The organism is Cobetia sp. UCD-24C (genome assembly GCF_001306765.1).
Classification (GTDB): domain Bacteria; phylum Pseudomonadota; class Gammaproteobacteria; order Pseudomonadales; family Halomonadaceae; genus Cobetia; species Cobetia amphilecti.
Genome location: NZ_LJTD01000001.1, coordinates 152,229 through 172,704 on the forward strand (window position 1 = coordinate 152,229; position 20,476 = coordinate 172,704).

Below are 20,476 nucleotides of genomic sequence, written 5' to 3' on the forward strand. Positions count from 1 at the left end.
ACAACTGATGCGGTTGCCCGCGTGCCGCGGCCTTGCCGTGCGACTCAAGGCTGGCGACTGCCGACACCGAACAGGAAAGCCCGAAGATGACACGTAGAAAGAAGAGCCGCTCCATCGCCGACAAGGTGCAGATTCGTACCGGCCGCCGCAAGGACTTCAAGAAGTGGCGCGCCGAGAACCCGGACCAGGTGCATTCCGGCCCGCGTTACGTGGCCAAGAAGAAGGACCAGCGCAAGTCCCAAGCTGCCGCCAAGCTGGAACGCATGAACGCCGCGCCGCTGTTGCCGCTGCACCCTGATGCGCCGGCCAAGGAAGACAGCTCCTCCAAGGATGATGGTGGAGGCGAAGCGTGATGCGCCTGATTTCCTTCAACATCAACGGCATCCGTGCGCGTCCGCATCAGCTGGAAGCGCTGATCGAGACGCATCAGCCGGAAGTCATTGGCCTGCAGGAAACCAAGGTGCAGGACAGTGAATTCCCCCACGCGCACATCGAGGCGCTGGGCTATCACGTGGTGTGGCACGGCCAGAAGGGCCACTACGGCGTCGCGATGCTGACCCGTCAGGTGCCGAAGAAGGTGCACTACGGCATGCCGGATGACGACGAGGATGCCCAGAAGCGCATGATCGGCGTCGAGATCGACGGCCCGAACGGCGAGCCGCTGATCGTCTACAACGGCTACTTCCCCCAGGGCGAGAATATCGAGCACCCGGTGAAGTTCCCCTACAAGACGCGCTTCTATCAGCAGCTGTTCCGCCTGCTGGAAGAAGACCACCAGCCCGAGCAGCACGTGGTGGTGATGGGCGACTACAACATCTCGGCCACCGATCGCGACATCGGCATCGGCGAGCCCAACCGCAAGCGCTGGCTGCGCGAAGGCAAGACCAGCTTCCAGCCCATCGAGCGCGAGTGGATGGAGCGCCTCTACGCCTGGGGCCTGACCGACAGCTTCCGCCACGTGCACCCGGAAGTCGATGACCAGTTCAGCTGGTTCGACTACCGCTCGCGCGGCTTCGAGCGTGAGCCCAGGCGCGGCCTGCGCATCGACCTGATCATGACCAGCCCCGGCCTGACTCCGCTGATCAAGGATTCCGGTGTCGACTACGCGCTGCGCGGCATGGAAAAGCCGTCGGATCACGCCCCGGTGTGGACCGATATCGGCTGATACGCTGAACAGCGCCAGCGCGAACACGATCGCCAGACACTCAAACGCCGCCTTTCCCGTCTCAGGACGATCAGGAAAGGCGGCGTTTTCGTTGCAGTGACGCTCAGACAGCGCTGGATCGTCAGCGTCTCACATCATCAGCGCTGCGCGACGGATTTCAACCAGGCATCGGCCCCTTCGGCGCCCCGCGCCTGAGCCTTCTTGAAAGCTTCACGCGCAGGGTCGAACTGCTCCAGCTGACTGGCGACCACGCCGGAGAGCAGCCAATGACGCGCCGAGTCATCGCCACGCTCACCGGCCGCGGCCAGCGCCTGCTGCGCCGTTTCCCAGCGGCCCCAATCATAGGCAAGCTCGGCATACTGCCGAGCATCCTCGAGTGACTGGCTCTGCTGCGAGACGGCTGCCCACGCCTTGAGCGCATGCTCGACATCGCGCGCCGCCGTCCAGGCCTGTGCCAGCTGGCGACGCAGCGCCGGGGTATCGTCAAGCAGCGGCTGCCCCTCGGGTGTCGCGGATTTCGAGAGCCCCGCCTCGATCAGCTCCGCCGCCCGCGCCGGCGCACCGGCCGCCAGCTGCAGGTCGACTCGCTGCTGGTAGGCGTCACTGCCACTGACGATCCCCGCCGCCCACGCCGCTTCCCAGGTGCTGGCGGCGCGGGTGTTCTGATGGAGGCGCTGATAGAGCGCCACGGCACGCTGCCAGTCCTGCGGGTCGCGTGACTCACCCAGCCCCTGCTCGACCAGCGCCACCGCCGCGCCATGGCGGCCGGTCTGCTGATAGACGCTGACGGCCAGCTTCAGGCGATCACCACTCGGCGCACTCGCCTTGCTGGCACGCTCCAGCCAGTCCTCGGCGCGCGCCCAGTCACCTCGATTGGCTTCCAGACTGACCGCCAGCCACAGATCATCGGCACTCGCCGAGCCGCCGTGCAGATATTCCGCCAGACGAGCGATACCACTGTCGCGCTCACCGGCGCGCAGGCGCAGCATCGCTTCACGACGCAGCCACTCGCGGGCTTGGGAGGCATTGACGCCCGGCAGGCGACGCGCCTCTGCATACAGACGTGCCGCCTGGGCCTGATCGCCCTGGCGCGCTCGCGCACTGGCCGCCAATGACAGATACAGCGCACGCACTTCACCACGCTGGCGCTTGGCCTCACGCTCGGCGCGCTCACCGACCGCGTCATAATCGCCTTCATCCAGCCGTGACTGCAGCGTGCGCAACTGCCCCGCCACTTCGGCGGAGACGCGCGTCGCCGCATGGGCCGCACTGATGCCACCGACTTCCATCATCAGCATCAGGCAGGTCGAGACCAGCGTCACGCGGGTGAGTCGGCGCCCACCGCGTGTCAGCAGCTGGCGCGCCCGCGCCATCAGGCCTCGCGATCGCTCAGCGCTGTCGGCGTCCTGCGGCGGTGTGGATTTCGCTACCATGAGTCTTTCCTCTTGCGTTCATCCGCTGCCATGACCCGGCGCATTGCCGATAAGTCCACGACATCAGAGATGACGACATATGACACACATCAGACACCCGATGAAAGCCCGCGCCATGGGGTCATGGGTTGCCTCAACGCAACTGGAACTCGAGCCGCTGGCGCGCCTGGCGCGCATTGCCCGCGGCCGGGAATTCCCAGCGCGCGATCGCCTTCATCGCCGCCCGGTCAAACACGCCCGACGGCTCGGCACGCACCACCCGCAGCGAGCCGCCATCGACATTGCCATCCGGACGAATCACGAAGGCCACCTCGACGAAGCCCTCGATGCCGCGGCGACGCGCGCGACTCGGATATTCAGGAGCGGTGCGCACGGTGGGCCGCGGAGAACCACCCTGCGCCGCCGGGGCTGCCTTGGGCTTTGACGGCTTCGCCGCAGCCTGTGATGACGCATCAGACGCCGACTGCGCCGATGAAGCGGCCTCGGCCTGCCTGGCGACCGCCTTGGGTTCCGGCTTGGCCTTGGGTGCCGGTTTGGGCGTCGGTTTCGGCTTGGGGGTCGGTTTGGGCGGACGCTCGACTTCCAGCGGCGGCAGGCTGTCATCCATGGTCAGCTCTGGCGTCGGCGGCAATGGCGTCTTGACCTCGGGAATCGCCACCGGGCTTGTCGCCTTGGGCGCCGGCATCGGGGCTGCCTTGGGTGGCGGCGGCGGCTCGGCCGGCGGCGTGGGCAGACTTTCACTCGCCGCCGGTGCGGGCGCCGGTGCCTCTTCAGGCGCCTGAACGGTGGAGACCGACAGCGGCTCCGGCGGCGGTGTGTCATTGACCGGCGGCGCGACCAGCAGCGCCAGCGCATAGAACAGCACCAGCGCCAGCAAGGCGCCGCCGACAAGCCCGACGAGTCGATTGGCATACAGGCGTCGCGTCATGTCATTCGCCCTTCGAGGCGGCGACCGCGATGTCCTGCACACCCGCGTTGCGCAGCGCATCCATCGTCTCGACCAGCAGGCCGGTCTGTGAGCGACTGTCGGCCTGGATCACCACCGGCTGACCATCGGCAAGATCGGCCACGGCGTCGCCGACGCGATGGGCATCCACCGGCTTGCCGTCGACCCACACCGCGCCCTCGGCGGTGATGGCGACCATGACCGCCGCGTCAGGGCGCGCCGTGGCGTTGGAGGCTTCCGGACGCTGGATCTCGACCCCGGACTCCTTGACGAAGCTGGTGGTGACGATGAAGAAGATCAGCATGATGAAGACGACATCCAGCATCGGCGTCAGATTGATCTCGCCGCTGTCTTCCGCGGCCTCCATGCGACGTCTACGCATGTGGTGTCTCGCTTGTATCAGAGGAGGAATCAAAGCCGTTCGCAGCGGACATGCCGGAACGTGCATCGTCGACGGCGCGCGCCAGACGGTCGTGCAGGCGCTGGTCTTCACGACGCACCACACGCTCGAAGCGCGTGACGAACATCAGGCCCACCACCGCGACCGCCATGCCGGCCAGCGTCGGCAGCGTGGCGCGTGCCACACCATCGGCCATGGCACGCGCCTGGCCGGTGCCGGCGATCGCCAAAGAATCGAAGACATGGATCATGCCGGTCACGGTACCCAACAGGCCTGCCAGCGGACAGATCAGCACCAGCAGCTTGAGCCACGGCAGCGGCGCACGCAGGCGTGACAGCAGCTCACGGGTCAGCACTTCGCGATGGGTGAGCGCCGACCAGCTGTGGTGCTCGCTGCGCGCCACCCAGTCGTGGATCAACTGCTGACGCGCCGGACGATGCACGAGCCGCCAGTAGAGGCCGCGTTCCAGCGCCAGCCCGAACAGCACCATGGCGATCAGGCAGATCACCACGATCAGCGGGCCACCGCTTTCCACCAGCCGCATCACCGGCGCGAAGCCACCGCTCAGCAAGGAAGAGGCGGCCAACGAATCAGGCATGCTCGGTATCCCGCTGACGCGCCGCTGCGCTGGCAGCCTTGCTCGGGGCGCGCTTCTCGAGGTGATCGGCCAGACGTGCACTGGCGCGGCCCTCAAGGCGGCCCATCAGGCCCTTGGACAGACTGGAAAGTCCGGTCTGGGCGAACAGCAGCGGCACGGCGGTCACCAGACCCAGCACGGTGGTCACCAGCGCCTGGGAGATACCGCCGGCCATCAATTTGGGGTCGCCGGTACCGAAGACGGTGATCGACTGGAAGGTGCCGATCATGCCGGTCACGGTGCCCAGCAGACCCAGCAGCGGCGCGATGGCAGCCAGCAGCTTGACCAGCGCCTGGCCACGCTCGAGTCTGGGCTGCTCGGCCAGCAACGCCTCGTCGAGACGGGCTTCGAGCGCTTCCGGCTCGTGATCGTGGCGCATGCCTTCAAAGCGATGCAGCACACGGCCCAGCGGGTTGTCGTCACTGAGCTGGCTCAGGTCGGCTTCCTGACGCTTGACCGCCCGGCGGGTCAGCGACAGGCGCACCAGCTGGATCAGCGCGATGATCAGGCCCAGCACGCCAAGACCGACGATGACATAACCGACGGCACCGCCCTGCTTGAGGCGCTCACCGAGACGCGGCGCCCGCGCCAGTGCCTGGGTGACATCGCCACCGGTGGGATCGAAGCTCAGACGATCACTGTCGCCGGCATCGAAGGCCGCCAGCTGCTTGCGAATACGCAGCGGCGTGGTGCCCGCAAGGCCGAGGGTGTCCAGCGCCGAGGGGCCATCCACGGCCTTGTCTTCCGACAGCGGCGCCAGCAGGTGGCGACCACTGAAGGCCATCTGCTCGCCGACGCGCACGATCTCACGCGGCTTGATGCTGCCATCCGGCCCGGCCAGCGGTGCCTGGAAGCGCAGCGCGCGACCGCTTTCGGTGGCGATGCTGCGGATGTCCGCGGTCAGGGCGGCGAGTCGCTCGCGGCCCGGCACCTCATCACGCGGCCCCAGGTCGGGCAGACGCGCCTGGCCGCCGACCAGCAGCCAGTTGCCCGCCAGAGCTTCACGCGTCTCGCGTGCATGCTTGCGTGCCACCTCGAACACCTGACCGAGATCGCCCTGCTGGGCCTGACGCTCTTCGTCCAGACCGCTGAGGGTCGCCTGTTGTTCCTGCGCTTCGGCTTCGAGGGTCGCGCGCGTCTCGCGCAGGCTGTCACGCCGCGCCTCGGCCTCGCTGACCGCCGCTTGCAGTGCCTCGCGATCCGACAACAGGGTATCGAGACGCGCCTGATCGCGGCCTTCGGCCTGACTGGCGGCCTGTTCGAACTGCTCGACGCTCAATGACTGCTCGGCACTGCCGGTCGCCGCCAGCACGGCGGGAGACGACAACGTCAGCAGCCCCAGGGTGCCGGCCGTCAGCAACAGGCGTGACAGAGACACACGTGGCGCTTGTGAATTCGTCGCCATCAGCTGGACTCCTGCGCGGTACGGGTAGTGGTGGTACGTGTGCTGGTGACTGCCGCGGCAGCCTGATCGGCGCTCTCGAGCGCGGACTGCGACAGGCGCCCCTTCGGAGCCAGCTCGACGTCCTCGACCGGCACCGACAGCGGCAGGGTCACCAGTGACGGTGCCTGCTGGTCACGCGCCATGCTGATGCCCTTGCGAAGCGCCTCCAGGCCGCTGTCATCCAGCACCTGCCAGCTGCCATTTCTGGCCTGCCAAGCGCCACCATGCTGACCATCCAGCGTCAGGTAATAGAGGCCGACGCGGCCGACTCGCAGATACTGCACCTCGGTGTCTTCCCCACCGACCAGCCCAGCACGCCAGGTATCGAAGCCCTGACCGTAGCTCAGCTCCTGCTGCCAGGCGTTGAGTAGCTGATCGAGGCGCTCGTCATTGCTCAGGCTGGCATTGGAGAGGTTGTCACGCAGACGCTGGACGCGCGCGAGACGCTCGTCCTTGAGAAACGGCAGGTCCTGCTCGATGAAGTCCGCCAGCTCCTCGACCTGCTGACGCAGCAGGCCCGGCAGCGACTCACGCGTGGCCTCGAGATTCTCCAGCGCCGTGCGCTGGCGCTCGATACGCGCCGCGCGGTCAGCATTCAGCGGCGTCAGCTCCGCGGTATAGCTTTCCAGACGCGCGGCTTCCTGACGCGCTTCACGCAGACGCACCAGCAGCGCACGCGTCTCGTCATCGGCGGCGTCGATGCGCGCCTGCAGCTCACGCTGGGTTTCCTGATGAGTGGCGGCACTGTCACGCAGTGTCTCGGCATGCGCCGGCAATGCGGTGGCTGTCAGCGGTGCAAGCAGCACCAGCGCCGGGAGCAGGCCGCCAAGGGCTCGCACGCACGGGAAGGGGAAAGAAGTCGAACGCCGCACGGACATCTCCTGAAGAACTAGGCTTGGTTGCATCCTCGGTCGCCTGCCAGGCCGCTAGTGGCTTCCGAGTGGAAATGCAAATCACTGGCATGGACGGTATTACAAACAAGAACAATTATCAATTGATCTTGCCTCGCTCTGCCCCATCAGCAGGCCCTGAAACCTGCAATGCAGCGTTGCACTTTTCTCCTGACGCTCTCTCCCCTGCCCTCGCCCCAACCCTTGCCCGCAGACACAAAAAAACGCGACCCGCCGAAGCGGGTCGCGTTGATTGGCCAGGCCACCTTGCGGTGTCTCGGCCTCAGCCTTGCAGGGCCTTGCTCAGAGCTTGCCTTCCAGCTCCGGCAGTACCTCGAACAGATCGCCGACCAGGCCGTAATCCGCGACCTGGAAGATCGGCGCTTCGTCGTCCTTGTTGATCGCGACGATGACCTTGGAGTCCTTCATGCCCGCCAGGTGCTGGATCGCCCCGGAGATGCCGACGGCGATGTAGAGGTCCGGCGCGACGATCTTGCCGGTCTGGCCGACCTGCATGTCGTTGGGCACGAAGCCGGCGTCGACCGCAGCGCGAGAGGCACCGATGGCGGCGCCCAGCTTGTCGGCGATACCGTTGAGCAGCGCGAAGTTCTCACCGTTGCCCATGCCGCGGCCACCGGAGATCACCACCTTGGCGGAGCCAAGCTCAGGGCGCTCGCTTTCGGCCAGGGTTTCCTCGACGAAGCTCGAGACGCCTGCATCCTCGACCACGTCCACGGCCTCGATGGCCGCCTGTCCGTCGAGTGCGACCGGATCGAAGCCGGTGGCACGCACGGTGATGACCTTGAGCACATCGTCACTCTTGACGGTGGCGATGGCGTTGCCGGCGTAGATCGGGCGCTGGAAGGTATCGGCGCTCTCGACGGCGATGATCTCGGAGATCTGCGCCACGTCCTTCAGTGCCGCGACACGCGGCATGAAGTTCTTGGCGGTGGTGGAGGCGCTGGACAGCACATGGCTGTAGTCATCGGCCAACGCCACGACCAGTGCCGACAGGTTCTCGGCCAGCTGATGGGCGTAGACGGCATTGTCGGCGACACGCACACGCGCGATGCCGGCAAGCTTGGCGGCTTGCTCGGCGACGGCGCCTACGCCCTCACCGGCGACCAGCACGTCGATATCGCCACCGATGGCGGTTGCGGCTGCCACGACACTCGCGGTGCTGCTGGTCAGCTGGCCATCATGATGATCGGCAATGACGAGAATGCTCATGAGATCACCTTTGCTTCGTTCTTGAGTTTGTCCACCAGCTCATCGACGGAGCCGACCTTGATGCCGCCCTGACGCTCGGCCGGCGGCGTGACCTTGACCAGCGTCACCTTGGAAGCCGTGGAGACACCCAGCTCTTCCGGCGTCTTGACGTCCAGCGGCTTCTTCTTGGCCTTCATGATGTCCGGCAGCTTGGCGTAGCGCGGCTCGTTGAGGCGCAGGTCAGTGGTGACCACCGCCGGCAGGTTCAGCTTGACGGTCTGCAGGCCGCCATCGATCTCGCGGGTGACGTTGACGCTCTCGCCATCGACCACCACCTCGGAGGCGAAGGTACCCTGCCCCATGCCGGTGAGTGCCGCCAGCATCTGGCCAGTCTGGTTGTTGTCGGCATCGATGGACTGCTTGCCGAGAATTACCAGGCCGGGCTGTTCTTCCTCGACCACCTTGGCCAGCAGCTTGGCCACGGCCAGCGAGTCGACAGCGTCATCGGTCATCACCTGCACGGCGCGATCGGCACCCAGCGCCAGCGCGGTACGCAGCTGTTCCTGGGCGGCCTTCGGGCCGATGGTGACGGCCACGACTTCGGTCGCCACGCCCTTTTCCTTCAGGCGCACCGCTTCTTCCACGGCGATCTCGCAGAAGGGGTTCATGGCCATCTTGACGTTGGTCAGATCGACGTCAGACTGGTCAGCCTTGACGCGAATCTTGACGTTGTAATCGATGACGCGTTTCACCGCGACGAGTACTTTCATGGTGTCCTCGCTGATTTCTCATGGAGTACCAGTGACCGTGAGGCCGCCAGCGCTCGATTCATGCAAGCGTTTGATAGGTGAATATCTTCCACAGATGACCGTGATGACAGGTGTCTCGCCACGATATCCGCTGGCACCCGACGGATGAAGTCAGCCAGACCGGCGTGGTTTTCACTGTCCGGGCGCCGCCATTCTCATGCGGGCATCTTGCGCAGAATTGATTGCCGGGGTCAAACCTGACAATCACTCTCAACACGCCCGAGCGTGAAACCCATCGGGCGATTTCCTGCAACGCCCCCGGTGGCTATTACGTCAGACCCAAGCATAATAAACAAACGGTCGTTTTAAATGCTACTGTTGCGGCATGCTATGCGGCTGCTTCGCGCCAGCGCCTTGTGTCGAGCGGCCGATCGTCCGTGCAGGACATGGCGTACCAGCGTGAGTCGCACCCCTATTTTCACTCCGACGAGTCGTGCCCTGACGCACGCCACGCCGGAGGTCCACTGCCCAGCGAACGGCCATGGTCGTTCGTGACACGCCCGCCCCGCCGGATCCGCGGGGCCCTGACGGCGCAAAGATTGAGGAGACGGGTCATGGAACGCGAATTCATGGATTTCGACGTGGTCATCGTCGGTGCCGGCCCTTCCGGCCTGGCGGCGGCCTGCCGACTGATGCAGCAGGCCAATGCGGCCGAGAAGGAACTGACGGTCTGCGTGGTCGAGAAAGGTTCTGAAGTCGGCGCGCACATCCTGTCCGGCGCCGTGCTCGAACCGCGTGCACTGACCGAGCTGTTCCCCGACTGGGCCGAGCGCGGCGCACCGCTCAATACGGCCGTCACCCGTGACGAGGTCGTGCTGCTCAAGGATGACCAGAAAGCGCAGGTCATCCCCAATGCACTGGTCCCCAGGACCATGCACAACGACGGCAACTACATCATCAGCGCCGGCAACCTGACGCGCTGGCTGGGCGAGCAGGCCGAGGAGCTGGGCGTCGAGATCTTCCCGGGCTTCGCCGCCCAGGAAGTGCTGCATGGCGAGGATGGCACGGTGCGCGGCATCGTGGTCGGCGACATGGGCGTGGCCGCCGATGGCAGCGAGAAGGATGGCCACATGCCGGGCATGGAACTGCGCGGCAAGTACACCCTGTTCGCCGAGGGCTGCCGTGGCCACCTGGGCAAGCAGCTGATCTCGCGTTTCTCGCTCGACAGCGAAGCGGATGCCCAGCACTACGGCATCGGCTTGAAGGAGCTGTGGGATGTGCCCGCCGAACAGCACCAGCCGGGGCTGGTGGTGCACGGCAGCGGCTGGCCGCTCAAGGGCAACGCCGAAGGCGGCTTCTTCCTCTATCACACCGATGACCAGCAGGTGGTGGTGGGACTGATCGTCGATCTCGCCTACGACAATCCGTACCTGTCGCCCTTCGATGAATTCCAGCGCATGAAGCAGCACCCGACCCTGGCCCGCCATCTCGAGGGCGGCAAGCGGGTCTCCTACGGGGCGCGTGCCATCGCCAAGGGCGGCCTCAACTGCCTGCCCAAGATGAGCTTCCCGGGCGGCCTGCTGATCGGCTGTGACGCCGGCACCCTCAACTTCGCCAAGATCAAGGGCCTGCATACCGCGATGAAGTCCGGCATGCTGGCGGCGGAAAGCGTGTTCGACGCCATCAAGGGCGGCGACGAAGGCGGCGAAGACCTGGTCGACTTCGGCAAGCGCTTCAAGGACAGCTGGGCCTATGAGGAGCTGGACGCCTCACGCAGCTTCGGCCCGGCCATGCACAAGTACGGCACCTTCCTCGGCGGCGCCTACAACTTCCTCGACCAGCTGACGGGCGGCCGCCTGCCGACCCTGCATGACACCACGCCGGACTACGCGCGCATGCGCCCGGCGGCTGAGTGCACGAAGATCGAGTACCCCAAGCCGGACGGCAAGCTGTCCTTCGACAAGCTGTCCTCGGTGTTCCTCTCCAACACCAATCACGAGGAAGACCAGCCGTGCCACCTGCGCCTGTCCGACCCGGAGCTTCCGGTGCGTGACAACCTGCCGCGCTACGCCGAGCCCGCCCAGCGCTACTGCCCGGCCGGTGTCTACGAGATCGTCGAGGAGGCCGGTGAGCCGCAGTTCCAGATCAACTTCCAGAACTGCGTGCACTGCAAGACCTGTGACATCAAGGACCCGGCGCAGAACATCACCTGGGTCGCGCCGGAAGGCGGCGGTGGCCCCAACTACCCCAACATGTAAGCCCCTGCTGCCCGCCAGCTGACAACGCCGCCGCGGCTCTGCCGTGGCGGCGTTGTCGTGTCTGCTCCTCCTCATTCCTCAGCGCCGCAGGCGCGGAAGCCTTGCGCCCCGTAAGTGCTTCTTGTGTTATTCCAAAACAATCTCAAAGCGATTGTTGATATAACAGCTTCTCGGTAGCACATTAGCCTCCCTCGAATTCAGACTCACGCCATCGCTTCGGAGCCACCATGTCCGTCACACGCCAGATACTGCTCGCCCTGGGGCTGGGCATTCTCAGCGGCCTTGCCCTGAACGCCGGGGCAGGCGCTCTGCCCGAGGGCAGCGTCGCCTGGCTCGACAGCCACCTGCTGACACCGGTGGGCCAGATCTTCTTGCGCCTGCTGCAATTCGTGGTGGTGCCGATGGTGTTCGGCGCCCTGATCATGAGCCTGACCAACCGCGAAGGCGGCGCCGACGTCGGTCGCCATGCCGGGCGCCTGCTGGGCAGTTACGTGGTCACCAGCGCCGTGGCGCTGACACTGGGCATGCTGGTCGCGCACTGGCTGACGCCAGGCAGCGGCGCCGAGAGCTTGGTGGATTCGGCGCCTGAAGGTCGCAACGCCGACAGCATCGCTCAGTGGCTGGTGGGCCTGGTGCCCAACAACCCCTTCACCGCGCTGGGTGGCGGCGGCCTGCTGCAGGTCATCTTCGCGGCCGCCCTGATCGGGCTGGCGATGCGCGCCCTGCCGGAGGAAAGCGCGCCGCTGCATCGCGTGATCGAGAGCGGTTACACCGTCAGCCTCAAGGTGCTGTCCTTCGTGCTCAAGCTGGCGCCGGTGGGGGTCTTCGCGTTGATCACCTCGGTGATCGCCACCCAGGGGCTGGACCTGCTGATGCGCCTGGGCATGTACGTGATCGGCCTGATCATCGCGCTGGCGCTGATGGCACTGCTCTATCTAGTGCTGCTGGCCGTCACCGGTGCCCGCCCGCTGGCCTTCGTGCGCCACTTCGGCCAGAGCCTGGGCTTCGCCTTCGGTACCGCAAGCTCCGGCGCGACCCTGCCGCTGGCGCTGGGCAATGCCCGCGACTACGGCATGAATGAATCCCTGGCCAGCTTCGCGCTGCCCTTCGGCACGGCGCTCAAGCGTGACGGTGCCGCCGTGCTGCAGGGCTTCAATGCGCTGTTCGTGGCGCAGCTGTTCGGCATCGATGTCACCACCTCGCTGGTGATCACCGTGTTCACCACCGGCCTGCTGGTCAGCTTCTCGACAGCTGGCGTGCCGGGTGCGGGGCTGGTCGCGATGACCACCGTGCTGGGCGCGGCAGGGCTGCCGCTGGAAGGTGTGGCCGTGGTCGCCGGGGTGGACCGCTTCACCGATGGCCTGCGCACCGCCCTCAACGTGATGGGCAACTGCGCCAACGCCGCCCTGCTGGAGCGCTTCGATTCGCGCAAGCCCGCCGCTGAGCCCAAGACACAAGCGTAAGCACGCACACAAAGAGTCAGGCAAAGCGCCCCACAGACGACAACGCCCGCCAGAGAAACCTCTGGCGGGCGTTGTCGTGTCTGAAAGGCCGTCATCGCACTGGCGCGTGCGGCTACTTCTCGCTGGCCTCACCGGTGGCGACCGGACGCGCGGGATCACTGATCCAGTCGCTCCAGGAGCCGGCATACAGGCGCGGCAGCGGCAGCCCCGCGATCGCGAAGGCCAGGATGTTCTGGCAGGCGCTGATGCCGGAGCCGCAATAGGCGATCACCTCACCCTGCGCCGGCAGCAGACTGCGCAGCTCACGCATCAGGCTCATGCGGTCCTTGAAGCGGCCATTGGCTTCCAGATTGCTGGGGGTCGGTCGGCAGAATGCGCCGGGGATATGGCCTGCCACCGGATCGACCGGCTCCTGCTCACCGCGAAAACGCGCCTCGCCGCGGGCATCCAGCAAGCTGTCATCCGTGGCGGCCACCTCCTGGGCGCTGACCAGCAGGCTGTCATCAAAGCTCGGCTGCCAGTCGCTGGGTGTAGGGCTCACCGGTTGGGCAGGCGCACGCTTGAGCTCGCCCATGGCCTGATTCCAGGCCTGGATGCCGCCATCCAGTAAGCGCACATCCGGATGCCCGGCCCAGGTCAGCATCCACCACAACCGCGCCGCCGCCATCTGCCCGCCCATGTCGTCATAGACCACCACCTGCTGCTCGGGCGTGATGCCGAGGCGGCGGAACAGCTCGGCCGTCGCCTGATGTGACGGCAGCGGATGCCGCCCGCCCACGCCGTCCTCACGCACGGCGGCCGACAGATCGCGGTCCATATCGACATGGATGGCACCCGGCAGATGGCCTTCACGCCACAGACGCTCGCCGGCTTCTCCATCGTCGAGACGCGCACGGCAATCCAGCACCACGGGCGACTTGAGGCCCGCCATCGCCAGTTGGGTCACCAGCTGGCTGGCATCGATCAGGGGCGCCTGGCGCTGGTCCGGCACCAGCAGCGATGAGGCGGAGACGGAGGCTGCCGCCAATGCGGCAGGATCGGGATACTGAGCCATGGGAACTCCTTTTCAGGCAGACGAAGATGCGCTGCAGGCATGATGGTGCTCGGCGCAAGGCTTGGCAATCGCGCTGCCTTGTCGCCCGAGTCTCAAGTCCGTTGTCACAAGGGTCACAAGGGTCACAAGGGTCACAAGGCTGTCAGCGGGGCACGCGTGGCAATCAGGCGGCGCTTGTTGCCATCGGCGAAGCGCACCTCGATCAGCGGATTGGCTTCATTGCCGGAGACCTCTTCGATCACCCCCTCACCGAAGCTCTCGTGACGCAAGCGCTGACCGACTTCCCAATCACCGACGCGTCGCAGCACCGCCGGCTCGCCGCGTGGAGAGCGATTGCCCTGTCGAGCGCCGCGAGCATAGGTGCCGCCCGAGCTGGACTGGCCTTGCGCAGCCGACTTGCTGGCCGGCTTGCCCGGGGACTTTGCGACCTTCTTCGGCAGCGCTTCCAGCGTCGGCGGTGTGATGCCGTGACGCGCCAGTGGCAGCCGTGCCAGATAGGCCTCACCAAGCGCCGGTGCCGCCACACGCAGGCGCTCGTCGCTTCCGTCCGCTGACTCGCGGGCGGCCTCATCGCCGTCCTCGGCCTGCAGACGGGCGAGCTTGGCGCGCTTGCCGGCACCGTGAATCCAGTCGCCGAGGCGAGTGCAGTCCTCCACGCACAGCTCGGCCAGGAAGCGGCTTGGCGTATGCGTGCCACCGTCACGCCACAGGTGCAGCTGCTCGCGGGCACGCGTCACGCCGACGTAGCACAGGCGTCGCTCCTCCTCGAGGCGCTCCGGCGACAGCGGGTTGTCACGCGAGTAGGCCGGGAAGTCTTCCTCGTTCATGCCCCACAGCCCCACCAGCGGCCACTCCAGCCCCTTGGCCCCGTGCACCGTGGTGATCAGCACGCCGTCGGCGGCGTCCTCGACCGGATTGCGCAGCAGATTGATGAAGGCGTCGGGGTCATTGGCCAGTTCCCCTGCCTGCTCGATCAGCACATCCAGCAGGCGCACATCCTCCTCGCCCTTGTCACGCCGGGCCGCGGCGCGGCGCAGCACCTTGTCGGCCTCCAGCTCATCGACCACATGGCGCAGCAGTCGCGCAGGCGCCCAATCGCCCAGCGAGGGCAGATCGCACAACAGCTTCCAGCGCTTGTGCAGGTTGCGGCGTTGCAGCGGCTTGAGCCCCTCGAGGATAGGGTCTTCCTTGCGTGGCCAGCGCTGGCTGTCGGCCAGCTGCTGACACAGGCGCTCGAGGCGCTCGCGCGCGACGAAGGCGGTGGGCTGGGTGAACAGCAGCAGCAGGTGCGCCGGGTCGCGCAGACGCGTGGCATCACGCGCCAGCTCCAGATAGCCCGCCAGCGCCTGCACCAGCGGCAGACGGAACACGAAGCGATCCCCCTGCCCCAGCCGGAAGGGAATGCCGGCCTTGAGCAGCTGCAACTGCACCGGCACCGACAGCGCCCAACTGCGCACCAGCACGGCGGCCTCGGCGCCACTGCGCCCCGACTCTCGCCAGGCCGTGAGCGCCGCGACCAGACTGGCGGCGCCCTGGCCTTCGAACAAGCGCGTCGCCGGCGTGCCGGGCGCGGCCAGACACAGCTGGTCCGGGCGGCGCGCATTGGCGGCGATGGCGTGATTGGCCGCCAGCGCCAGACGATGACCGTGGCGGAAGGTGTAGCTGAGCGGGAAATCCAGCGGCGCGGCAAAGCTCTCGGCAAAGCGCGTCAGCATGTAGTCAGGCCGCGCGCCACGCCACTCGTAGATGCACTGGTTGGCATCGCCCACGGCCATGACTTCTGCCAAGGCGCCGGAGGCTGCGGGCGACGCTTCGCCGGGCGAGGAAGCTTGGCCGGGCGACGCTTCGCCGGACGGTGCGCCCGCCAGCAGCGCCAGCATGCGCTGCTGCGCCTCATTGATATCCTGATACTCATCGATGATGACGTGCTGCAGATGCCCCTGGATGCGCGCGCGGGTCTCGGGCTCCTTCTCCAGCTGACGCAGCGGCCGGTAGAGCAGATCGGCATAGGTCATCTGGCCGTACTGCTCGAGCAGCTGCTCAAGCTGAGCGAAGGACTCGACGAAATGGCCGGTGTGCTCGCCGAGATTCATGCGCTCATACAGCAGCGTCGGCTCGCACATCTCGGCCTTGACCAGATCACAGAACTGGGCGAGCGCTTCGAGGCGCTCGCCTTCCAGCGCTGCCTCACGATCGGCGCGATCGGCATCGCCCAGCGCACGCTGGGCGGCCTGCTTGAGCAGACGCTCCAACGCCCAGTCCTGCTGGATGAGTTCGCGCGGCTCGAGGCTGCCCCAGCGCACCAGGGTGGTGGTCAGGCGATGGCCGATGGAGTGGAAGGTGCGGATATCGGGCAGCCGTGTGCCCGGCGGGGCCGACTGCGCCAGCTTGGCGACGAAGTCCTCGCGCGCCGAGCGGTTGAACATCAGCACCAGAACCCGCTGAGCCGGAATGCCTTCCGCCAGCAGGCTCAGCACCCGCGCCACCAGCGTGGTGGTCTTGCCCGAGCCCGCCACCGCCGCTACCCGCGCATGCCTCCCACGATGCGCCACCACGGCGCGCTGCTGATCCGTCAGCCGTTGCGTCAGCTGATCGACGGCTAGCGCCAGTGGCGATGCTGCAACATCTGGCCCGGAGGTTGCGGTGCTGTCGGGCTCGATGGGAGGAAGTGGTGACGACATGAAGACCTGCAATGGCTGACGGCGAGAGAAAAGGAGCGAAGCAGAACGCGAGGGGCATACGAAAGAGAGAGCGGAAGACGGTAAGCTCAGACAAGCTCAGACAGGTTCAGACCTCGACCTCATCGGCCGCCAGCTGTCCCAGAATCTGGAAGCGCCCGCCGCTCATGAAGCCGAGTGTCAGGCTGCCGTCTTCCTGCTCATGCGTCTCGGCGCTCTCGAGCAACCGATAGTAGAGATTGCGGTGCAGCCGCGCGGCGAGCCCGAAGCGCACCGCCACTTCTGGTAGCCACAGGCCGTCCGGCGTCTCGCTCAGCGTCAGGCAGGTCTCCCCTTCCAGTCGCACGACATCGCCCTGATCGGTGACCAGCTGCCAGACGTCCGGCTGAGGCTCTGCCTGTCCGAGCTCAGTCGGCGCAGAATCGCTCTCGACGCGGGAGCAGTCCACCGCCAGGAAGGGGCGGTCCTCGACCTGGATGGTGACCTTCTCCGCCGGCGTGACCAGGCAGTAGCTGCCATCGGGCTCGCGGCGCAGGACACGCGACAGCATGTGCACCAGTCGCGCACGGCCGATGGGCGTGCCCTCGTGCATCCAGCGCCCGTCGGCGCAGATGACGAGGTCCATCTCGCCACAATGCGCCGGGTGCCATTGATCCACCGGCGGCAATGCCTTGCCGCTGGTGGCCTTGTCGCCCAGCTGGGTGAGGATGGCGGCTGGATTCATGACGTTCCCTCCCTGGTGGTCAGATCATGCGGGGTACCACGCTCAATCGATGAGCATACCGCTGCTGGCCAGCGCTTCGCGAACGTTGTCCGGCGCTTCCGGCGCGGCGGCGCGGAACAGGCGATAGAAGTTGGCAGTGGTCTGCATGGCCAGTTCATCGACGGTGATGCCGCGCTCGGCGGCGATGCATTCGGCGACCTCGACCACATTGCCCGGCACATTGGAGGTGCCACGGTACGGCACCGGCGCCAGATAGGGGCTGTCGGTCTCGATCAACAGGCGGTCCAGCGGGATGGCGCGCGCCAGCTCGCGGACGTGTTCGGCGTTGCGGAAGGTGACGATACCGGAGATGGAGACCATGAAGCCGTGGCCCACCGCGATGCGCGCCATGTCGAGATCTTCAGTGAAGCAGTGCAGCACGCCACCGACAGCGGGGTCCGTGTGCTGCTTGATCAACGCCAAGGTGTCTTCGCGCGCCTCACGGGTGTGGATGATCACCGGCAGCTCGAGCTCACGCGCGGCGATCAGATGGCGCGTGAAACGCTCGTACTGCAGCTCGCGGCTGACGCTCTCGTAGTGATAGTCGAGGCCGGTCTCGCCGATGGCCACCGCGCCGAAGCGCTCGGCGCACTTCTTGATGTCCTCGACCGTGGGTTCCGGGTCGACCTGATGCAGCGGATGCACACCGGCGGAAATCACCACATCCTCATGCTGCTGGGCGATGGCCGAGATCTCGGGCACATCGTCGAGCGTGACGGCAATGGCGAGAAACTGGTGCACGTGACGGGCGCGCGCGGCGTCCAGCACGGCCTCGAGGCTGCCGCCGTGCTCTTCCAGTTTCAGACGATCAAGGTGACAATGCGAATCGACAAACATCCGGAAACTCTCACTACTGATGGCCACGCGCTGCGCGGCGAAAAACGTGCTCGACCGGCGGGCGCTCATGGCACTGCCGGTCGAGATGATGAAGCGACGCTGCGCTCGCGCTACAGCGTATAGGTCGCGTGACCCTTGCCGAGCATACCGGCCAGGTGGTTCTCGATATGATCGCGCACCTGGCGGTCCTCTTCACTGAAGTGGATGCCGATCCCGGCAATGCGCCGGCCACTGACGCCCTGCGGGGAAATCCATACCACGCGCCCGGTGACCGGAATGCGCTCGGATTCCTCAGGCAGGGTCAGCAGCAGATAGACTTCCTGGCCCATGGTGTAGCGCTCGGTGGTCGGCACGAAGATGCCACCGCGCACGAGGGTCGACATGTAGGCGGCCAACAGGGTCTTCTGATCACGAATGGTCAGCGAGAGCGCCTTCTGGCCTTGCTGTGGAGCGGTATCCATCCTTCACCTCCGGCCGGTCTCCCGGCACAAGCAGTCCCGTGACGAGCGTCAGCGCTCACATGAGGGCTCACGCTGCGTATCAATGCGTATTCTTCGGCCATTGCCTGCTGTTATCTGACGCAAGGCGAGCAAGCGGCCTGGCTGGCTTCAGTCTAGCCTGCCCGCCTTGCCTCGCGCAGCCTCGTGGCTTTCCACGCGGGCATCGCTCAGCCATTTCCTCAGCTCTTCGCTCAGACCTTCACGCCAGAAGCTCAGACCTTCACTCGGGCCATCACGCCAGAAAAAAGCCAGCTGCGCATTCAGGAGCGCAGCAAGGCGGCCCAACGCACCAGCCAGGCTTCCAGCACCAGCTGAGGGTTGGGGTTGCCGCCCGCGGCCAGCAGACGACGCTGCTCGCGGGCGAAGTCCAGCAGCTTGAACCAGTCCTGGGTGCGACCGTTCTTGACCGCCTGCCTCAGCAGCGGCTCAAGACTGGGGTCACGCAGGTCGCTGGCGTTGCCGGACAGGCCCATGCGAATCAGGTCTTCCAGCCAGGCAATACCGTACCACAGCACCTGCGCCAGCGGTTGGCGCTCCAGTCGCCACGCCTCGGCCACCGGCTCGCCACCGCGCACCAGCGCATCGAACAGCTCGCGCAAGGCCTGACGCAGCTGGCGCTGCTCCGCCTCGCCAAGACGCACCGCCAGCTGCGGCAGACCGCCCGCCATGCGCAGCAGGGCCTGAGCATCCTCGCCCAGCTGCTGCGTGAGCCACGGCAGGCTCTCTTCGGCGGGCGGAATCACCAGCGGCCATTGCTGACAGCGCGAGCGAATGGTCGGCAGCACCCGTGACGGCATGTCGCTGAGCAGAATGAACAGCGTATTGGCGCCGGGCTCCTCGAGGCTCTTGAGCAAGGCGTTGGCCGAGGCGATGTTCATCGACTCCGCCGGTTGCAGACGGATGACGCGGTAACCACCCTGCTGGGCCGTCTGGGAGACGAAGCGATTGACCTCACGGATAGGGTCGATACGGATCATCTTGCCGACATCCTGCGGCGCGACCGCCATCAGATCAGGGTGATGCCCCGCCGCCAGCATATGACAGCCATGACACTCGCCACAGGCCGCCGCGCCGGGCTTGCCCTGGGCGGTGCGACACAGCACGCGGGCGATCATCGCATCGGCCAGCTCATGCTTGCCAAGCCCCGACGGCCCGCTGAGCATCACCGCATGCGGCAGGCGACCGTTGTCGTGCACCGCGGTGAAGTGTTGCCACAGCGAGTGTTGCCACGGCAGCGGCGAGAAGCTCGAAAGCGTGACACCACTGCTGACGTCTGAAGCACTCATGGCTGCTCATCCATGGGAGTGTTCGCCTGCCAGGCCGCCACGCGAGCCGCCAGTACCGCCGCGATATCGGCCTGCACGGCCTCGAGCGACTGACCGGCATCGATGGTGGCAAAGCGCTCGGGGTCGGCGTCACGACGCATGTGATAGCCGACACGCACCGCCTCGAAGAACTGCTCGGCTTCCTGCTCGATGCGGTCGGCGCCTTCGCCGGTCTCGGCGCGGCGAGCGGCCAGACGGCCACGTGCCGCCGCGACCGGCATGTCCAGCAGCAGGGTCAGGTCCGGCTGCAAGCCTTTCTGCACCAGGGATTCCAGCGCCGAGATGTCGGCCAACGGCAGGTTGCGGCCACCGCCCTGGTAGGCAAAGGTCGCGTCGGTGAAACGATCGCACACCACCCAGGCACCGCGCGCCAACGCCGGCCGAATGGTCGCGGCCAGATGCTGGGCACGCGCGGCAAACATCAACAGCAGTTCGGCATCATCACTCAGCGACTCGGCCGGCGCCGGGTCCAGCAACAACTGGCGAATGGCTTCCGCTCGCTCGCTGCCACCCGGCTCACGCGTGCGCACGACCTCGAGGCCATGCGCCTCGAGCTCGGCGACCACGAAGGCGACATTGGTGCTCTTGCCGACGCCTTCACCGCCTTCCAGCGTGATGAAGCGACCAGCGGGCGAAGCCTGGGTGGCCGCCGCGCTGGCGGCGTGGCGAGAAGACGTCGTGCTTGATGCGCTCGGACGTGAAGACATGATGTTTCCTGATTCAGA

Annotated in this window: 19 protein-coding genes; 4 read left to right on the forward strand and 15 right to left on the reverse strand. The window is 66.4% G+C overall.

Annotated features, from left to right (window positions below; translation table 11 throughout):
- The first annotated feature begins 86 nt into the window (after nucleotides 1-86).
- Both AOG28_RS00625 and xthA read left to right on the forward strand, forming a co-directional pair.
- Entirely contained in the window at nucleotides 87-353 is a 267-nt protein-coding gene (locus AOG28_RS00625; RefSeq protein ID WP_043331879.1) for a hypothetical protein, read from the forward strand.
- Nucleotides 353-1,165, forward strand: a complete 813-nt coding sequence (xthA, locus tag AOG28_RS00630; protein ID WP_054554994.1) for an exodeoxyribonuclease III — start codon at nucleotides 353-355, stop codon at nucleotides 1,163-1,165. The genes AOG28_RS00625 and xthA overlap by 1 nt, the downstream gene beginning before the upstream one ends.
- Nucleotides 1,166-1,302: 137 nt before the next feature.
- Here the strand turns inward: xthA and AOG28_RS00635 are convergent, their stop codons facing one another.
- From AOG28_RS00635 to AOG28_RS00670, 8 genes are all read right to left on the reverse strand, one after another.
- Nucleotides 1,303-2,598, reverse strand: coding sequence for a hypothetical protein (locus AOG28_RS00635; RefSeq protein ID WP_152965300.1), 1,296 nt, complete (start codon nucleotides 2,596-2,598; stop codon nucleotides 1,303-1,305).
- Nucleotides 2,599-2,731: 133 nt separating this feature from the next.
- The gene (locus tag AOG28_RS00640; protein ID WP_054554996.1) at nucleotides 2,732-3,526 is read right to left on the reverse strand and encodes an energy transducer TonB; all 795 of its coding nucleotides are present in this window, start codon (nucleotides 3,524-3,526) and stop codon (nucleotides 2,732-2,734) included.
- A 1-nt stretch (nucleotide 3,527) separates the two neighbouring features.
- A complete protein-coding gene (locus AOG28_RS00645; RefSeq protein WP_043331884.1) occupies nucleotides 3,528-3,926 on the reverse strand; it encodes an ExbD/TolR family protein in 399 nt (132 codons plus the stop codon).
- Nucleotides 3,919-4,542 (reverse strand): MotA/TolQ/ExbB proton channel family protein, encoded by a 624-nt coding sequence (locus tag AOG28_RS00650; RefSeq protein ID WP_082388107.1) that lies wholly within the window; start codon nucleotides 4,540-4,542, stop codon nucleotides 3,919-3,921. Before AOG28_RS00650 ends, AOG28_RS00645 begins: the two co-directional genes overlap by 8 nt.
- The gene (locus AOG28_RS00655; protein ID WP_082388108.1) at nucleotides 4,535-5,986 is read right to left on the reverse strand and encodes a MotA/TolQ/ExbB proton channel family protein; all 1,452 of its coding nucleotides are present in this window, start codon (nucleotides 5,984-5,986) and stop codon (nucleotides 4,535-4,537) included. The genes AOG28_RS00650 and AOG28_RS00655 overlap by 8 nt, the downstream gene beginning before the upstream one ends.
- Complete coding sequence (locus tag AOG28_RS00660; protein WP_235506905.1) at nucleotides 5,986-6,897, reverse strand: DUF3450 domain-containing protein; 912 nt, start codon at nucleotides 6,895-6,897, stop codon at nucleotides 5,986-5,988. The genes AOG28_RS00655 and AOG28_RS00660 overlap by 1 nt, the downstream gene beginning before the upstream one ends.
- 321 nt (nucleotides 6,898-7,218) lie before the next feature.
- Nucleotides 7,219-8,145, reverse strand: coding sequence for an electron transfer flavoprotein subunit alpha/FixB family protein (locus AOG28_RS00665; RefSeq protein WP_054554997.1), 927 nt, complete (start codon nucleotides 8,143-8,145; stop codon nucleotides 7,219-7,221).
- The gene (locus AOG28_RS00670) at nucleotides 8,142-8,894 is read right to left on the reverse strand and encodes an electron transfer flavoprotein subunit beta/FixA family protein (protein ID WP_054554998.1); all 753 of its coding nucleotides are present in this window, start codon (nucleotides 8,892-8,894) and stop codon (nucleotides 8,142-8,144) included. The genes AOG28_RS00665 and AOG28_RS00670 overlap by 4 nt, the downstream gene beginning before the upstream one ends.
- Nucleotides 8,895-9,487: 593 nt before the next feature.
- Here AOG28_RS00670 and AOG28_RS00675 point away from each other — a divergent pair.
- Nucleotides 9,488-11,131: an electron transfer flavoprotein-ubiquinone oxidoreductase gene (locus tag AOG28_RS00675; protein WP_054554999.1), complete on the forward strand. Its 1,644-nt coding sequence runs from the start codon at nucleotides 9,488-9,490 to the stop codon at nucleotides 11,129-11,131.
- A gap of 227 nt (nucleotides 11,132-11,358) precedes the next feature.
- Nucleotides 11,359-12,594: a dicarboxylate/amino acid:cation symporter gene (locus tag AOG28_RS00680; RefSeq protein WP_054555000.1), complete on the forward strand. Its 1,236-nt coding sequence runs from the start codon at nucleotides 11,359-11,361 to the stop codon at nucleotides 12,592-12,594.
- 112 nt (nucleotides 12,595-12,706) lie between these two features.
- Here AOG28_RS00680 and AOG28_RS00685 read toward each other — a convergent pair whose 3' ends face one another.
- The 7 genes from AOG28_RS00685 to tmk all read right to left on the reverse strand — a co-directional run bounded on the left by AOG28_RS00685 (nucleotide 12,707) and on the right by tmk (nucleotide 20,458).
- Nucleotides 12,707-13,648 (reverse strand): sulfurtransferase, encoded by a 942-nt coding sequence (locus AOG28_RS00685; RefSeq protein WP_082388110.1) that lies wholly within the window; start codon nucleotides 13,646-13,648, stop codon nucleotides 12,707-12,709.
- Between the two features lie 131 nt (nucleotides 13,649-13,779).
- Nucleotides 13,780-16,329 (reverse strand): ATP-dependent helicase, encoded by a 2,550-nt coding sequence (locus tag AOG28_RS00690; RefSeq protein WP_082388111.1) that lies wholly within the window; start codon nucleotides 16,327-16,329, stop codon nucleotides 13,780-13,782.
- A 106-nt stretch (nucleotides 16,330-16,435) separates the two neighbouring features.
- Nucleotides 16,436-17,050, reverse strand: coding sequence for a DUF1285 domain-containing protein (locus AOG28_RS00695; RefSeq protein WP_054555001.1), 615 nt, complete (start codon nucleotides 17,048-17,050; stop codon nucleotides 16,436-16,438).
- 42 nt (nucleotides 17,051-17,092) lie between these two features.
- Nucleotides 17,093-17,926: a TatD family hydrolase gene (locus AOG28_RS00700; RefSeq protein ID WP_043331890.1), complete on the reverse strand. Its 834-nt coding sequence runs from the start codon at nucleotides 17,924-17,926 to the stop codon at nucleotides 17,093-17,095.
- A 110-nt stretch (nucleotides 17,927-18,036) separates the two neighbouring features.
- Entirely contained in the window at nucleotides 18,037-18,387 is a 351-nt protein-coding gene (locus AOG28_RS00705) for a PilZ domain-containing protein (RefSeq protein WP_054555002.1), read from the reverse strand.
- A gap of 299 nt (nucleotides 18,388-18,686) precedes the next feature.
- Nucleotides 18,687-19,712, reverse strand: a complete 1,026-nt coding sequence (locus AOG28_RS00710; RefSeq protein ID WP_054555003.1) for a DNA polymerase III subunit delta' — start codon at nucleotides 19,710-19,712, stop codon at nucleotides 18,687-18,689.
- Entirely contained in the window at nucleotides 19,709-20,458 is a 750-nt protein-coding gene (tmk, locus tag AOG28_RS00715; protein WP_082388155.1) for a dTMP kinase, read from the reverse strand. Before tmk ends, AOG28_RS00710 begins: the two co-directional genes overlap by 4 nt.
- Nucleotides 20,459-20,476: the final 18 nt, after the last annotated feature.

What these genes read in the sequence shown, in the direction of transcription:
- AOG28_RS00625 (WP_043331879.1), top strand. Translation starts at nt 87, where the DNA reads ATGACACGTAGAAAGAAGAGCCGCTCCATCGCCGACAAGGTGCAGATT.
- xthA (WP_054554994.1), top strand. Translation starts at nt 353, where the DNA reads ATGCGCCTGATTTCCTTCAACATCAACGGCATCCGTGCGCGTCCGCAT.
- AOG28_RS00635 (WP_152965300.1), bottom strand. Translation starts at nt 2,598, where the DNA reads ATGGTAGCGAAATCCACACCGCCGCAGGACGCCGACAGCGCTGAGCGA.
- AOG28_RS00640 (WP_054554996.1), bottom strand. Translation starts at nt 3,526, where the DNA reads ATGACGCGACGCCTGTATGCCAATCGACTCGTCGGGCTTGTCGGCGGC.
- AOG28_RS00645 (WP_043331884.1), bottom strand. Translation starts at nt 3,926, where the DNA reads ATGCGTAGACGTCGCATGGAGGCCGCGGAAGACAGCGGCGAGATCAAT.
- AOG28_RS00650 (WP_082388107.1), bottom strand. Translation starts at nt 4,542, where the DNA reads ATGCCTGATTCGTTGGCCGCCTCTTCCTTGCTGAGCGGTGGCTTCGCG.
- AOG28_RS00655 (WP_082388108.1), bottom strand. Translation starts at nt 5,986, where the DNA reads ATGGCGACGAATTCACAAGCGCCACGTGTGTCTCTGTCACGCCTGTTG.
- AOG28_RS00665 (WP_054554997.1), bottom strand. Translation starts at nt 8,145, where the DNA reads ATGAGCATTCTCGTCATTGCCGATCATCATGATGGCCAGCTGACCAGC.
- AOG28_RS00670 (WP_054554998.1), bottom strand. Translation starts at nt 8,894, where the DNA reads ATGAAAGTACTCGTCGCGGTGAAACGCGTCATCGATTACAACGTCAAG.
- AOG28_RS00675 (WP_054554999.1), top strand. Translation starts at nt 9,488, where the DNA reads ATGGAACGCGAATTCATGGATTTCGACGTGGTCATCGTCGGTGCCGGC.
- AOG28_RS00680 (WP_054555000.1), top strand. Translation starts at nt 11,359, where the DNA reads ATGTCCGTCACACGCCAGATACTGCTCGCCCTGGGGCTGGGCATTCTC.
- AOG28_RS00685 (WP_082388110.1), bottom strand. Translation starts at nt 13,648, where the DNA reads ATGGCTCAGTATCCCGATCCTGCCGCATTGGCGGCAGCCTCCGTCTCC.
- AOG28_RS00690 (WP_082388111.1), bottom strand. Translation starts at nt 16,329, where the DNA reads ATGTCGTCACCACTTCCTCCCATCGAGCCCGACAGCACCGCAACCTCC.
- AOG28_RS00695 (WP_054555001.1), bottom strand. Translation starts at nt 17,050, where the DNA reads ATGAATCCAGCCGCCATCCTCACCCAGCTGGGCGACAAGGCCACCAGC.
- AOG28_RS00700 (WP_043331890.1), bottom strand. Translation starts at nt 17,926, where the DNA reads ATGTTTGTCGATTCGCATTGTCACCTTGATCGTCTGAAACTGGAAGAG.
- AOG28_RS00705 (WP_054555002.1), bottom strand. Translation starts at nt 18,387, where the DNA reads ATGGATACCGCTCCACAGCAAGGCCAGAAGGCGCTCTCGCTGACCATT.
- AOG28_RS00710 (WP_054555003.1), bottom strand. Translation starts at nt 19,712, where the DNA reads ATGAGTGCTTCAGACGTCAGCAGTGGTGTCACGCTTTCGAGCTTCTCG.
- tmk (WP_082388155.1), bottom strand. Translation starts at nt 20,458, where the DNA reads ATGTCTTCACGTCCGAGCGCATCAAGCACGACGTCTTCTCGCCACGCC.